The sequence below is a fragment of the Actinosynnema sp. genome (assembly GCF_052038725.1).
The window spans coordinates 1-12,295 of the sequence record NZ_JBQGCX010000289.1; the positions used below are offsets into that span (position 1 = coordinate 1).

Sequence of the window (12,295 nt, forward strand, 5' to 3'; positions counted from 1 at the left end):
CGGGCCGGCAGGGGCGCCTGATTCTCCCCTACCGTGGGGGGGGTAATGGGAGCCCCCGGGGGTGGTCGCGCGGCGGGGCCGCCCCCGCGGGCACGGGGATGGGTCCGGGGGCCCGCGGGGCGCTGCGCCGCAGTGCGGTCGTTCATCGCGTCAACTTCGCGTCAACGTCCGGAGTCTGCCTGACTCAGGCGATCGCCTTGATGGCGGTCAGCAGCTTCTCCTGGAAGGCGTCGGGCAGCGGGGCGTAGCCCGCGTCCGCCAGACCGGCCTGGCCGGTGGTGGCCGCGACCGTCAGGAACGCCTTGACGGCCTTGGCGGTGTCGGCGTCGTAGCCCTTGGAGCAGACGATCTCGTAGGTGGCCAGGAGCAGCGGGTAGGCGCCCTCGGCCTTGGTGCCGTAGATCGAGTTCAGGTCGAGGACGAGGTCGTTGCCCTGGCCCTTGATCTTCGCGCTGTCGATGGCCTTGCCGACCGACTCGCCGGTCAGCTCGACCGCGCCGGCGCCGGAGTCGATCTTGGCGATCGAGAGCTTGTTGTCCTGGGCGTAGGACAGCTCGACGTAGGTGATGGCGCCGTCCACGGAGGCCACGGCCTGCGCGACACCGGCGGACTTCTCCTTGCCCTCGCCGACACCGCCCTTGAACTGCTTGCCGTCGCCCTGGGTCCACGCCGCGGGGGCGGCGGTGGTCAGGTACTTCTGGAAGTTGTCCGTGGTGCCGGACTCGTCGTTGCGGTAGACGACCTTGATCTCGGTGTCGGGCAGCTTCGCGCCCGAGTTGAGGGCGGAGATCGCCGGGTCGTTCCACTTCTTGACCGAGCCGTTGAAGATCTTGGCGGTGACCTCGGCGTTGAGGGCCAGGTCGGTGACGCCGTTCAGCTTGTAGCCGAGGGCGACGGGGCCGAAGACCATCGGCAGGTGCCAGGCGGGGTTGCCCTGGCAGCGCTCGGTGGCGGCGGCGATCTCGGCGTCCTTCATGGCGGAGTCGGAACCGCCGAAGTCGACCTGGCCCGCGTTGAAGTTCTTGATGCCCGCGCCGGAACCGGAGCCGTTGTACGCGAGGTCGGCGCCCGCGCACTGCTGCTGGTAGGCCTGGACGAACGTGTCGATCGCGTTCTTCTGAGCCGAGGAGCCCTCTGCGTTCAGCTTCGTCTTGCCACCGCACTCGACGGGCGCGGACGGGGTGCTCGCGCCGCCCGTCGAGGAGCCGCCGGTCGCAGCGGTGTTGTTGTCGCTGCCGCATGCGGTGAGCAGAAGCGCACCGGCCGCGATAAGGCCGACGACGGCGCCGTGCCGCTTGGTCTTCACCTGGGTCCTCCACGTACGGGGGCTTTGATTGAACGGCGTTTCACCGCTCGACACGGACGGTAGGGAGCGAGAGTGGACAGACCCCCAGGGGAACATGAACGGAAGGTGAACACCACACGGGAGGTGACTGGACCCACGGCCATTAGGGTGATCCCGTGACCTGCACGTTTGCATGGCGTGATGGGTTTGTCACTACAGGGCGTATTGGACGTCCGCTTTCCAGCGCGAAAAGCCCAACCGGGTGTACACGCGCACCGCCGGTGAGTTGTCGGACTCGACGTAGAGGTGCACGTCGCGCAGTCCGGTGCTCTTCAGGTGGACCAGACCCGCGAGGGTGAGCGCCTTGCCGAGGCCGCCGCCCTGCGCGTCCGGGTCGACGCCGACCACGTAGACCTCGCCCATGGACTCGTCGTGCCGCTTGGTCCAGTGGAAGCCGAGCAGCCGGTCGGCCCCGTCCACCGCGAGCAGGAAGCCGTCCGCGTCGAACCAGTCCTCGGCCTCCTTGAGCCGGACGTCGTCGGCGGTCATCGCGCCCTGCTCCGGGTGCCAGGAGAACGCCCGCGCGTTGACCCGCACGACCGCGTCCTCGTCCCGCCCCGGTTCGAAGGACCGCAGCGCCACGCCCTCGGGCAGCGGGGGGACCTCGGGCAGCCCGGCCAGCGCGCGCCGCATCACCCACAGCTCGCGGACCCGGCGGGCGCCGAGCCTGGCGGCGAGCCCGGAAGCGCCCTCGCGGTCGCCGTGCGCCCAGAAGCGCACCGGCCCGCCGCGATCGGCGGCGGCGCCGAGGACGGCCCCGGCCAGCTCCGAGCCCACGCCCGCGCGGCGCGACCCCGGCCGCACGGCCAGCTCCGCCACCAGGTTGCCGTCCGAGTCGCCGAGCAGGTCGAGGTGCGCGTACCCGGCGAGGACGCCGTCGACGCGGGCCAGCAGGTGCGCGCTGCCGGAGGCCCCCGGACGCAAGCGGAGGTGGACGGCCTCGCCGACGGGGGCGACGCCGTCCACCTCCTCGGCTTCGGCGAGCAGCCGGGTGATCTCCTCGGCCTGCTCGGGGTCCAGCGCGTCGTGCCAGGTCAGGTCAGCCACGCCCGCGACGCTACCCGCTGCGGCGGCGGTCGATCAGGCGGCGGTAGATCAGGGGGCCACCCGTCGGCCCCCTGCCTGGGGACCCGCGCTCAGACGCGGAACAGCTCGGTCTCGTCCAGCTGCGGGGCGCCGATGGCCTGCTCGGCCTCGGGGCGGCGCAGCGAGCCGGGACGCGGCGGGCGGACGAACTTGTAGCCCACGTTGCGCACGGTGCCGATGAGCGACTCGTGCTCGGGGCCGAGCTTGGCGCGCAGGCGCCGCACGTGGACGTCCACGGTGCGGGTGCCGCCGAAGAAGTCGTAGCCCCAGACCTCCTGGAGCAGCTGCGCGCGGGTGAACACCCGACCCGCGTGCTGCGCCAGGTACTTCAGCAGCTCGAACTCCTTGTAGGTGAGGTCGAGCGGACGGCCGCGCAGGCGGGCGGTGTAGGTGGCCTCGTCGATGACCAGCTCGCCGAGCTGCAGCGAGCCGTCGCCGCCGGACTGGGCGGCGCCCCGGCGGGAGCGCACCAGGCGCAGCCGGGCGTCGACCTCGGCCGGGCCGGAGGTGGGGAGCAGGATCTCGTCGACGCTCCAGTCGGCGTTGACGGCGACCAGGCTGCCCTCGGTGACGATCGCGACGACCGGCACGTCGACGCCGCTGGAGTCCAGCAGGCGGCACAGGCCGCGCGCGCCGACCAGGTCGGTGCGGGCGTCCACCAGGACGACGTCGTGGGGGCCCGCCTCCAGCAGCGCGGAGACCTCCGGGCGGAGCGGACGGACCTCGTGGGGAAGCAGGGCCAGCGCGGGCAGCACCGCCTCGGGATCGGGGTCGGTGGTCAGCAGCAGCACGTCGATGCTCATCGCGGCGCCCTCCTGTTCGGCCGGTGTTGGTCACCGGAGCACTCGCAGCGAAGTACGGTGACCGGGCCCCGTTGCCTGCGGATGACGGAGACGATACCGGTGCGCGCCGCGAAAGACCCAGGTCAGCAGGACAGGGTCACAGTTGTTTCCACAAGCGTCACGCTTGTTACACCCGTGTCACACGGCGGAGTTCGCCTGCACGGGGTACACGTGACGACCCCGTCGACCCCGCCGGACCTGGCGTTCGTCGTGGGGCACGGCTTCACCAACCACACCGGCAAGCCGTACGTGGCGCGGGTGCTGCGCCGCTTCGCCCGGCACGGCGGGGTGATCGCCCTGGACTTCCGGGGGCACGGCCGCTCCGGCGGGCGGACCACCGTCGGCGGTGACGAGGTCCACGACCTCGCCGCCGGGGTTTCGCTGGCCCGCGAGCTGGGGTACCGGGGGGTGGTGGTGGTGGGGTTCTCGTTGGGCGCGTGGGTGGCGCGGCGGCACGCCGCGCTCGCCGACGACCGGCCGGACGCCGTGGCGGCGGTCAGCAGCCCGGCGCGGTGGTGGTCGAGGGAGACCGCCGCGATGCGCCGCGTGCACTGGCTGCTGGAGCAGCCGCACGGCAGGCTCGCCGCCCGCGCGCTGGGCGTGCGGCTGGCCGGGCCGTGGGCGCGGGTCCCGGAGAGCCCCGTCGAGGTGGTGCACCGGATCGCGCCCACGCCGCTGCTGCTGGTGCACGGCGAGCTGGACCGGTACTTCGCGCCCGCCCACGCCACCGCGCTGCACCGGGCCGCCGGTGGCGCGGCCGAGCTGTGGCTGGAGCCGCGGACCGGCCACGCCGAGTCGGCGATGACGCCCGTTCTGGTAGACCGGATCGCGACCTGGCTCGACGACGCTTCCTGGAGGACCTGGCGATGACCGCCCCCGAACCCCGCCGACCCCGGCGGGGCCGCAAGCTCGTGATCACGGCCCTGGTGCTCGGCGGGCTGCTGGTCGCGGCCGACTTCGGCCTGGCGGCGGCGGGTGAGTACCAGGTGGCCCAGCGGATGCGGGACAAGCTCCAGCTCAGCGAGGACCCCGCCGTGCGGATCAACGGGTTCCCGTTCACCACCCAGGCGCTGGGCGGCGACTACCGGGACATCGAGATCACCGCCAACGGCGTCCCGGTGCGCGACCAGCTGCGCGACCTGGAGATCAAGGCGAACCTCTACCACACCAGGATCGGCCTGTCCGAGCTGCTGGCGGGCGACACCAGCAACGCGCGCATCGACCAGGTCAAGGGCAGCGTCAAGATCAAGGCGAACGACCTGAACCGCCTGGTCAACCAGGTCACGCCGTTCACCGACATGGCGATCGAGCCGGACACCAGGCCGGTCGAGCAGGGCGGGCCGGAGACGCAGGGCGGGCAGCAGCCGCCCACCGCCGCCGCCGTGAAGCTGAGCGGCACGACCTCGCTGGCCGGGCGGAAGATCCGGATCTCGGCCTACGGCACGGTGACGCTGTCCGGCGGGATGGTGGAGATCGGCGTGAACGACGTGGAGATCGACGACACCTCGCTGGCCGGGCTCAACGAGGTGCTGGGCGCGGTGCGGTCGGCGCTGAACGTGAAGATCGACCCCGGTTCGCTGCCGTTCACCGTGACCCCGACCGCCGTGCGGGTGGAGAGCGGCGCGCTGACCGTCGAGGGGACCCTGGAGAACATCCCGCTGGACCAGCGGTGAGCGCGGCCCCCGGTCGCGGCGGGTTCCCGCGGGGGCCTGCGTGACCGGGGGCCTGCTCGGCCTGCTGTGCGCGCTCGTGGTGGTGGCGGCGGTCGCCGTCGCGCTCCGCGGGCGCGGCCGGGTGCGGCCGGGGTCGCGGCGCGCGCTGCCCGACGAGGTGCGGGCGCTGCTCGACCCGGACGCCGAGGTGACCCTGGTGCAGGTGACGACCCGGTTCTGCGCGGGCTGCCGCCGCAGCCGGGAGGTGCTGGCCGGGCTGGTCGCGCGGACCGGCGGCGTGCGCCTGGCGGAGCTGGACGTGACCGAGCGGCCCGAGCTGGCCGCGGCGCTGGGGGTGCTCGCCACCCCGACGACCGTGGCCTACGACCGGCGCGGCGCCGAGCTGCTGCGGGTCACCGGCGTCCCGGACGCGGAGGGGCTGTCCGGCGCGCTCACCGGGCTGACGCGCCCGTCGGACGGGTGATCCGGTCCTCCCAACCCCTGGACACCACTCCCGGTGGCAGGGACTAGCGGCTACCCTCGACGGCATGAACGCGCTGCTGACGAAGCGACTCGCGGTGGACCTGTGCCGCGTCCGCAGCAGCCTGTGTCGCACGGCGGGCTGACCCGCCGAGGTCGTCGTGACCGCGCCGGGCGTGACCGCGCCGAGCGCGCCGCCCGTCCCCACCGCCCCTGACGCCAACGCCAGGAGGTCGCCGTGCCGAAGGACGTCCCCGTCGATCCCAGGGGGGCCAGGTTCAGCGCCTGGTTCACCAGCGCGGTGCTGGTCCTGGTGCTGCTCACCGGCTCCTGGCGGCTGCTGGCGGCGCAGACCTTCCTGTTCGCGATGTGCGCCTTCGTGTCGCTGCGGCTCAACCCGTGGGGGCACGTGTACCGGCGGGTCCTGCAACCCAGGCTGCCGGAGGCGGAGCGGGAGGACGCGGCGCCGCTGCGGTTCGCCCAGGGCGTCGGGTTCGCCTTCGCGCTGGTCGGCACGATCGGCTACGCGGCGGGCTGGACGGCGCTGGGCGTGGTGGCCACCTCGGCCGCGCTGACCGCGGCCCTGCTGAACGCCGCGCTGGGGCTGTGCCTCGGCTGCGAGCTGTTCCTGCTGGTCCGCCGCCTCGCCCCGGCGCCCGCGCCCCGCCACTGACGACACCCGCGTCCCGGACCCCGCCGCCGAGCGCAGCTCGCCCGGCCCCGAGAGCACGACCGCAGACCCGAAACCGCACTTCCGCACAACGAATGGGAGCCGCTCGATGAGCCGTGCAGACGTCCTGGTCTCCGCCGCCTGGGCCGAGGAGAACCTCGCCGCGCCCGGCGTGGTGTTCGTCGAGGTCGACGAGGACACCACCGCCTACGAGGGGGGCCACCTCCCCGGCGCGGTGCGGATCGACTGGCGCACCGAGCTGCAGGACCCGGTCCGCCGCGACTTCGTCGACCGCGCGGGCTTCGAGAAGCTGCTGTCCGCCAAGGGCATCGCGAACTCCGACACGGTGATCCTGTACGGCGGCAACAACAACTGGTTCGCCGCGTACGCCTACTGGTACTTCAAGCTGTACGGCCACGAGTCGGTCAAGCTGATCGACGGCGGGCGCAAGAAGTGGGAGCTGGACGGCCGCCCCCTGGACAAGGAGGTCGTGGAGCGCGAGGCGACCAGCTACCAGGCGCAGGAGCAGGACCTGTCGATCCGGGCCTTCCGCGACGAGGTCGTCGAGGCGATCGGCGCGAAGAACCTGGTGGACGTGCGCTCCCCCGACGAGTTCAGCGGCAAGCTGCTCGCGCCCGCGCACCTGCCGCAGGAGCAGGCGCAGCGCGGCGGGCACATCCCCACGGCGATCAACGTGCCGTGGAGCAAGGCCGCCAACGAGGACGGCACGTTCAAGTCCGACGAGGAGCTGGCCGCGCTGTACGCGGACGCCGGCCTGGACGGCTCGCGCAGCACCATCGCGTACTGCCGCATCGGCGAGCGCTCCTCGCACAGCTGGTTCGCGCTGCACGAGCTGCTCGGGCACTCGGACGTGAAGAACTACGACGGCTCGTGGACCGAGTACGGCTCGCTGATCGGCGTGCCGGTCGAGCTCGGTTCCGGCAAGGAGGCGTGATGAGCGCGGCGGGTTGCGGGGCGCCCCAGCAGGGCGTGGAGCTGAGCGTGGGCGCGAACGAGGTCGTGCTGTCGGGCCGGGTGAGCGCCGGGGGCGCGCCGGTCGGCGGGGCGTACGTGCGGTTGCTGGACTCGTCCGGCGAGTTCACCGCCGAGGTGGTGTCGTCGGAGCAGGGCGAGTTCCGCTTCTACGCGGCGCCCGGCGACTGGACGGTGCGGGCGCTGCACCGGTCGGGCAACGGCGAGGCCGCGGTGACGGCGGGCGGTCCCGGCGTGCACCCGGTCGAGGTCGCGGTCGCCTGACGGACCGGCTTCGGGGCCCCGGCAGCGATCCGCCGCCGGGGCCCTCGCACGTGCGCCGGGGCCTCGCGGGGCCGCTCGCGCGCCCCCTCCGGGGCCGGAAACCCAACCCCTGGGCCGTTTTCCGGTGTGCGCCCCATCATCTTGATCGTTTTCTGGCTCGGTCAAGTCGCGACGCGCCCGGTGGTCTTCGCCACCGAGTCACGCGCCGCGACGCCCGGTGACGGTAAACTTGCCGGGTGGAACACTTCTTCACCACACTGCTGGTCCTCGTGTCGTTGCTCATCACGTGGTTCGCCGGGTACGTCGTGTACCGGCTGTTCTCCGACCAGCGGTGATGGCAGAGCAGACGCCGGTCCCCGGCAGCGGTGACGCCGCCGTCCAGGCCGCCGCAGAGCGCGCCGAGTCGACGCGCGCCCGCAACCTCCCCCAGTTCGACGACCTGCCGGTCCCGGCGGACACCGCGAACCTGAGGGAGGGCCCGTCGCTGCACGACGCGTGCCTCGCGCTGCTGCCGCTGGTGGGCGTGTGGCGCGGCGAGGGCGAGGTCGTGTACCCGACGATCGAGGGCCCGTACCGGTTCGGCCAGCAGGTCACGTTCGCCCACGACGGGCGGCCGTTCCTCTACTACGAGGCGCGGTCGTGGCTGCTGGACGAGAACGGCGCGGTGATCAGGCAGGCGGCGCGCGAGACCGGTTTCTGGCGCCCGCAGCCCGACGACACGATCGAGGTGCTGCTCACGCACAACACCGGGATCGTGGAGCTGTTCTACGGCAAGCCCCGCAACCAGACCTCCTGGGAGTTCGGCACCGACGCGGTGGTCCGCACGGCGACCGCCAAGGAGGTGACCGGCGCGCAGCGGCTGTACGGCATCGTCAACAACGGCGACCTGGCGTACGTCGAGGAGCGCGCGATGGTCGGCCAGCCCCTGCAGCCGCACTCCTCGGCGCACCTGCGCCGGGTCGTCGGCTAGCCGGGGAGCCGCTCCCAGCCGCAAGACCGCAGCACCCCAGTAACTCTGGACGGCGAGGGGATCGGGTCCGGCTCAGGCCGGTCCCGGCCCACCCGGCCGAGCGGGACCCCACCGGGTCCCCGAGGCCACCCGACCGGCGCGACCCGCCGGTCGGACACCCGGCGAAGCGGAACCAGCCCGGCGCGAACCGGGCCGAGCGCACCACCGGCGGCGTTCCACGGCCGCCGTCCCGGCACGCGGACCACCGGACGAGCCCCGACGAGGGGGTCACCGGCCCCGCCGCGGGGGAGCACGCACGACACACCACCACCCGTTCGAGGGAGTGCCCTTCGCACGGGTTGTTGAACAATCCAACGATCAGACGATCACGACCACCCGATCCGGGCGGAGGGCCATGCGACTGCGGCGGTGCGGCTCCGACGCGGTGCTCGTCGAGGTGAGCTCGCTGGACGAGGTCGCCGCGGTGCGCGCGGCGGTGCGGGCCGCCGACCTGCCGCAGGTCGCCGAGGTCGTCCCGGCCGCCAGGACGGTGCTGGTCAAGGCCGCGCCGGGCGGGCTGGGGGCGGTGCGCGAGCTGCTCGACGGCCTCGACCTGTCGGCGCCCGCCCCGGCGCCCGCGCGGGAGGTCGTGCTGCCGGTCCGCTACGACGGGCCGGACCTGGAACTGGTCGCGGAGACGGCGGGCCTGGCGGTGGACGAGGTCGTCGCGCTGCACACCGGGGCCGCGTACGAGGTGGCGTTCTGCGGGTTCGCGCCCGGCTTCGGCTACCTGACCGGCCTGCCGGAACCGCTGCGGCAGCCGAGGCTGGACTCGCCGAGGACGCGCGTCCCCGCCGGGTCGGTCGCCGTGGCGGGCGAGTTCACCGCCGCCTACCCGAGGGCCACGCCCGGCGGGTGGCGGCTGATCGGCACGACGGACGCGCCGCTGTTCGACCCCGGGCGGGACGAACCGGCGCTGCTGGCTCCGGGCGACCGGGTGCGCTTCGAGGCGTTGTGACCGAGGCGACCCGACTCGCGCGGGTGAAGGGGCACAACCGGGGGAACCCCGGCGTTGTTTCGTAGTACTACGAAGGACTTTCGGCACTGTCCAGCACGGGAGGAGGTGGAAGATATGAGTTCACTGGCAAACCCGAAGCGGCTGCGCCTCGGCGTTCCCTCGCGGCCCGCGAGCAGCTCCGAGGAGCACTCGCTCGCCAACCAGACGCGGCACACCGCGGTCTCCGAGGAGCGCGCCGAGCGCGAGTCGGACAACGAGGTGGGAATGTGAGAACGCTCCGCGTCCTGCGGACCGGACCGCAGGCGCTCGTGCAGGACTTCGGCCGACCCGGCCACGCCCACCTGGGCGTTCCGCCCTCCGGGGCGCTGGACCGGGCGTCGCTGGCCCTGGCCAACCGGCTCGTCGGCAACGCCGACGGCGCGGCCGGGCTGGAACTGCTGCTGGGCGGCCTGGCGGTGGTGGCGACCGGCTCGTGCACGGTCGCGGTCACCGGTCCGCAGGTCGCGGTGCGGGTCAACGGCAGGGAGCGGGACTCGCCCTGCCACCTCGTGGAAGGCGACGAGCTGGAGGTCGGGACCCCGACCTCCGGCTTGCGCTGCTACCTCGCGGTGTCCGGCGGGATCGCGGTGCCCGAGCAGCTGGGCAGCCGCTCGTCGGACCTGCTGTCCGGGATCGGCCCGGACCCCGTCGCGCGCGGGGACGTGCTGCCGCTGGGCGAGTCGACCGGCATCCCGGTCGGGGTGGACGTGCTGGTCCCCGCCCGCGCGCCCGACGAGGTCGAGGTCCCGGTGCTGCTGGGACCACGCGACGACTGGTTCACCGACCCGGCGGGCCAGCTGGCCGCCGGGAGCTGGGTGGTGTCGGACCGGAGCAACCGGGTCGGGCTGCGGCTGGCCGGGACGGCGCTGCGGCGCACCGGTGAGGCGACCGGCCGGGAGCTGCCCAGCGAGGGCCTGGTGACCGGCGCGGTGCAGGTGCCCGCGGACGGCCAGCCGGTGGTGTTCCTCGCCGACCACCCCACCACCGGGGGTTACCCGGTGATCGGGGTCGTCGCGGAGCGCGCGCTGCCGGGGCTGGGCCAGGCCAGGCCGGGCACGCGGGTCAGGTTCCGGGTCGGGCGCTGACGCGGGGGGACTCGCGGGCGCGGGTCCCCACCACATCGCCTCCGGCGCCGCTCCGGCGCTGCGCCCCGGTGCCGCGGCCCTAGTACTGGGACTCGTAGAGCGCGTGCAGCTCGGCGTGCAGCGCGGTCGAGTCGGGCAGTGCCTTGCCGTCCAGGGTGTGCACGCGGGTGATCGAGCGGACGCTCGACACCAGCAGCACCGCGTCGGCGGTGAACAGGTCCTCGACGGCGATCGGCTCGACGACGACCGTCCACCCGGCCTTCTCCGCGGCCTGGAACAGCACCGCCTGGGTGGTGCCGGGCAGGATGCCCAGCGTCGCGGGCGGCGTGGTCAGGGTCCGGCCGCGCACCGCGATCAGGGTGGACGTCGGGCCCTCCAGCACCGAGCCGCCGGAGGTCGTGAAGACCACCTCCGCCGCGCCCCTGCGCTCGGCCTCGCGCAGCGCGGCCATGTTCACCGCGTACGACAGGGACTTCGCGCCGAGCAGCAGCCACGGGGCGCGCTCGGCGAGGCCCGGCTCGATCCCCCGGTCCAGGGTGACCGCCGCGATGCCCTCCGCGCGCTGCGCGAGCACCTTCGGCGAGATCTCCAGCCCGAGCGCGAAGCCGGTGGGCGTGCCGTCGCCGCCCTCGACTCCCCTGGTCATGACGAGCTTGAGCGCCAGCTCGGCGCCGCCGGACCAGTTGTCCAGCACCGCCTTCGCCGCCCGCTCGTAACCCGCGCGGTCCGGCGCGGGCAGGTCGAGCATGGCCGCCGACCGCTCCAGGCGGTCGAGGTGGGGACCCAGCTCCCTGGGCTTGCCGTCGACGACGAGGATCGTCTCGAAGACCCCGTCACCGCGCACGAGGCCGAGGTCGTCGATCCGGATGAGCGGGGCGTCGGGGTCCGCGAGGGTTCCGTCGAGCAGTGCGAGCACGCGCATGGGGGCGAGCGTACCCACGGGCTTACCATCGAGGTCGTGGACACGGCGGGTGGTCAGCGGGCTCTGCGCAGCACTCTGCACCAACGGGGGATGCGGATGACACCGCAGCGCCAGCTCGTGCTGGACGCGGTGCGGGCGCTCGGCCACGCGACCCCGGAGCAGGTGTGCGCGCGCGTCCAGGAGACCGCGCCCACCGTCAACATCACCACCGTCTACCGCACGCTCGACCTGCTCGACCGGCTCGGCCTGGTCAGGCACACCCACCTCGGGCACGGCGCGCCGAACTACTCGGTGGACGAGCACGAGCACGTGCACCTGGTGTGCCACCGCTGCGGCCGGGTCGACGAGGTGCCGTGCGAGCTGCTGGAGCCGCTGTGCGGAACACTGCGCGAGCGGGACGGGTTCGAACTGGACGCAACGCACCTCGCGCTGTCCGGCACCTGCCGGGACTGCCTCAAGGAGACCGAGTGAACTCCCCGACGCTGACCACGCCCGGCGCCGTGGCGCCGTTCGACGGCGCCCCCGACCAGGGCGTTCCCTGGCACTTCGGCGACCCGTTCGCCGAGCAGCGGGCGGCGGTGCGCGGCGTCGCGGTGTTCGACCGCTCGCACCGCGGCGTCATCGCGGTGCCCGGCGAGGACCGCCTGACCTGGCTGCACTCGCTGACCAGCCAGCACTTCACCGCGCTGGGGCAGGACCGGGGCACCGAGATGCTGGTGCTGGACGCGCAGGGCCGGGTGGAGCACCACGCGGTGGTCGCCAACACCGGCGGGACCGCGTACCTGGACGTCGAGGCGGAGACGACCGCGCCGCTGCTGGAGTACCTGTCCCGCATGGTGTTCTGGTCCAAGGTGGAGCCGCGCGACGCGACGGCCGAGCTGGCGCTGCTGACCGTGGCCGGGCCGGACGCGGCGGAGCTGCTGAGGAAGCTGGACGTGCCGGTCCCGGAC

At 73.6% G+C, this 12,295-nt stretch carries 16 protein-coding genes; 12 read left to right on the plus strand and 4 right to left on the minus strand.

Annotated features, from left to right (window positions below; all coding sequences use genetic code 11):
• Window positions 1-184: 184 nt before the first annotated feature.
• From pstS to ACTUAL_RS05715, 3 genes are all read right to left on the minus strand, one after another.
• Window positions 185-1,306: a phosphate ABC transporter substrate-binding protein PstS gene (gene pstS / locus ACTUAL_RS05705; RefSeq protein WP_440899505.1), complete on the minus strand. Its 1,122-nt coding sequence runs from the start codon at window positions 1,304-1,306 to the stop codon at window positions 185-187.
• A gap of 192 nt (window positions 1,307-1,498) precedes the next feature.
• On the minus strand, window positions 1,499-2,392 hold the full coding sequence (gene mshD, locus ACTUAL_RS05710) for a mycothiol synthase (RefSeq protein WP_440899506.1): 894 nt from the start codon (window positions 2,390-2,392) through the stop codon (window positions 1,499-1,501).
• A gap of 89 nt (window positions 2,393-2,481) precedes the next feature.
• Entirely contained in the window at window positions 2,482-3,234 is a 753-nt protein-coding gene (locus tag ACTUAL_RS05715) for a response regulator transcription factor (protein ID WP_015805496.1), read from the minus strand.
• Window positions 3,235-3,444: 210 nt separating this feature from the next.
• On the opposite strand from ACTUAL_RS05715, the gene ACTUAL_RS05720 reads away from it, so the two are divergent.
• From ACTUAL_RS05720 to ACTUAL_RS05765, 10 genes are all read left to right on the plus strand, one after another.
• Window positions 3,445-4,143 (plus strand): alpha/beta hydrolase family protein, encoded by a 699-nt coding sequence (locus ACTUAL_RS05720; RefSeq protein ID WP_440899507.1) that lies wholly within the window; start codon window positions 3,445-3,447, stop codon window positions 4,141-4,143.
• Window positions 4,140-4,946 carry an LmeA family phospholipid-binding protein gene (locus ACTUAL_RS05725; RefSeq protein WP_096497317.1) on the plus strand — a complete coding sequence of 269 codons (807 nt, stop codon included), beginning with the start codon at window positions 4,140-4,142 and terminating at the stop codon, window positions 4,944-4,946. The genes ACTUAL_RS05720 and ACTUAL_RS05725 overlap by 4 nt, the downstream gene beginning before the upstream one ends.
• Before the next feature lie 40 nt (window positions 4,947-4,986).
• The gene (locus tag ACTUAL_RS05730) at window positions 4,987-5,409 is read left to right on the plus strand and encodes a thioredoxin family protein (RefSeq protein WP_096497318.1); all 423 of its coding nucleotides are present in this window, start codon (window positions 4,987-4,989) and stop codon (window positions 5,407-5,409) included.
• Window positions 5,410-5,643: 234 nt separating this feature from the next.
• The gene (locus tag ACTUAL_RS05735) at window positions 5,644-6,078 is read left to right on the plus strand and encodes a DUF4395 domain-containing protein (protein WP_440899508.1); all 435 of its coding nucleotides are present in this window, start codon (window positions 5,644-5,646) and stop codon (window positions 6,076-6,078) included.
• A 106-nt stretch (window positions 6,079-6,184) separates the two neighbouring features.
• Window positions 6,185-7,030 (plus strand): sulfurtransferase, encoded by an 846-nt coding sequence (locus ACTUAL_RS05740; RefSeq protein ID WP_440899509.1) that lies wholly within the window; start codon window positions 6,185-6,187, stop codon window positions 7,028-7,030.
• Window positions 7,030-7,332, plus strand: a complete 303-nt coding sequence (locus ACTUAL_RS05745) for a DUF1416 domain-containing protein (protein WP_440899510.1) — start codon at window positions 7,030-7,032, stop codon at window positions 7,330-7,332. The genes ACTUAL_RS05740 and ACTUAL_RS05745 overlap by 1 nt, the downstream gene beginning before the upstream one ends.
• A 334-nt stretch (window positions 7,333-7,666) precedes the next feature.
• The gene (locus ACTUAL_RS05750) at window positions 7,667-8,302 is read left to right on the plus strand and encodes an FABP family protein (RefSeq protein WP_096497322.1); all 636 of its coding nucleotides are present in this window, start codon (window positions 7,667-7,669) and stop codon (window positions 8,300-8,302) included.
• Window positions 8,303-8,696: 394 nt separating this feature from the next.
• Window positions 8,697-9,299, plus strand: a complete 603-nt coding sequence (locus tag ACTUAL_RS05755; RefSeq protein WP_440899511.1) for a 5-oxoprolinase subunit B family protein — start codon at window positions 8,697-8,699, stop codon at window positions 9,297-9,299.
• A gap of 114 nt (window positions 9,300-9,413) precedes the next feature.
• Complete coding sequence (locus ACTUAL_RS05760) at window positions 9,414-9,569, plus strand: hypothetical protein (protein ID WP_015805506.1); 156 nt, start codon at window positions 9,414-9,416, stop codon at window positions 9,567-9,569.
• Complete coding sequence (locus tag ACTUAL_RS05765; RefSeq protein WP_096497324.1) at window positions 9,566-10,423, plus strand: biotin-dependent carboxyltransferase family protein; 858 nt, start codon at window positions 9,566-9,568, stop codon at window positions 10,421-10,423. The genes ACTUAL_RS05760 and ACTUAL_RS05765 overlap by 4 nt, the downstream gene beginning before the upstream one ends.
• Before the next feature lie 79 nt (window positions 10,424-10,502).
• Here the strand turns inward: ACTUAL_RS05765 and ACTUAL_RS05770 are convergent, their stop codons facing one another.
• Window positions 10,503-11,345: an aminodeoxychorismate lyase gene (locus tag ACTUAL_RS05770; protein ID WP_440899512.1), complete on the minus strand. Its 843-nt coding sequence runs from the start codon at window positions 11,343-11,345 to the stop codon at window positions 10,503-10,505.
• Between the two features lie 96 nt (window positions 11,346-11,441).
• On the opposite strand from ACTUAL_RS05770, the gene ACTUAL_RS05775 reads away from it, so the two are divergent.
• Complete coding sequence (locus ACTUAL_RS05775; protein ID WP_232520094.1) at window positions 11,442-11,816, plus strand: Fur family transcriptional regulator; 375 nt, start codon at window positions 11,442-11,444, stop codon at window positions 11,814-11,816.
• The coding region (locus ACTUAL_RS05780) for a YgfZ/GcvT domain-containing protein (RefSeq protein WP_440899513.1) at window positions 11,813-12,295 on the plus strand (483 nt) is incomplete at its 3' end. The genes ACTUAL_RS05775 and ACTUAL_RS05780, both read left to right, overlap by 4 nt.

What these genes read in the sequence shown, in the direction of transcription:
- ACTUAL_RS05715 (WP_015805496.1), bottom strand. Translation starts at nt 3,234, where the DNA reads ATGAGCATCGACGTGCTGCTGCTGACCACCGACCCCGATCCCGAGGCG.
- ACTUAL_RS05725 (WP_096497317.1), top strand. Translation starts at nt 4,140, where the DNA reads ATGACCGCCCCCGAACCCCGCCGACCCCGGCGGGGCCGCAAGCTCGTG.
- ACTUAL_RS05740 (WP_440899509.1), top strand. Translation starts at nt 6,185, where the DNA reads ATGAGCCGTGCAGACGTCCTGGTCTCCGCCGCCTGGGCCGAGGAGAAC.
- ACTUAL_RS05745 (WP_440899510.1), top strand. Translation starts at nt 7,030, where the DNA reads ATGAGCGCGGCGGGTTGCGGGGCGCCCCAGCAGGGCGTGGAGCTGAGC.
- ACTUAL_RS05750 (WP_096497322.1), top strand. Translation starts at nt 7,667, where the DNA reads ATGGCAGAGCAGACGCCGGTCCCCGGCAGCGGTGACGCCGCCGTCCAG.
- ACTUAL_RS05755 (WP_440899511.1), top strand. Translation starts at nt 8,697, where the DNA reads ATGCGACTGCGGCGGTGCGGCTCCGACGCGGTGCTCGTCGAGGTGAGC.
- ACTUAL_RS05760 (WP_015805506.1), top strand. Translation starts at nt 9,414, where the DNA reads ATGAGTTCACTGGCAAACCCGAAGCGGCTGCGCCTCGGCGTTCCCTCG.
- ACTUAL_RS05770 (WP_440899512.1), bottom strand. Translation starts at nt 11,345, where the DNA reads ATGCGCGTGCTCGCACTGCTCGACGGAACCCTCGCGGACCCCGACGCC.
- ACTUAL_RS05775 (WP_232520094.1), top strand. Translation starts at nt 11,442, where the DNA reads ATGACACCGCAGCGCCAGCTCGTGCTGGACGCGGTGCGGGCGCTCGGC.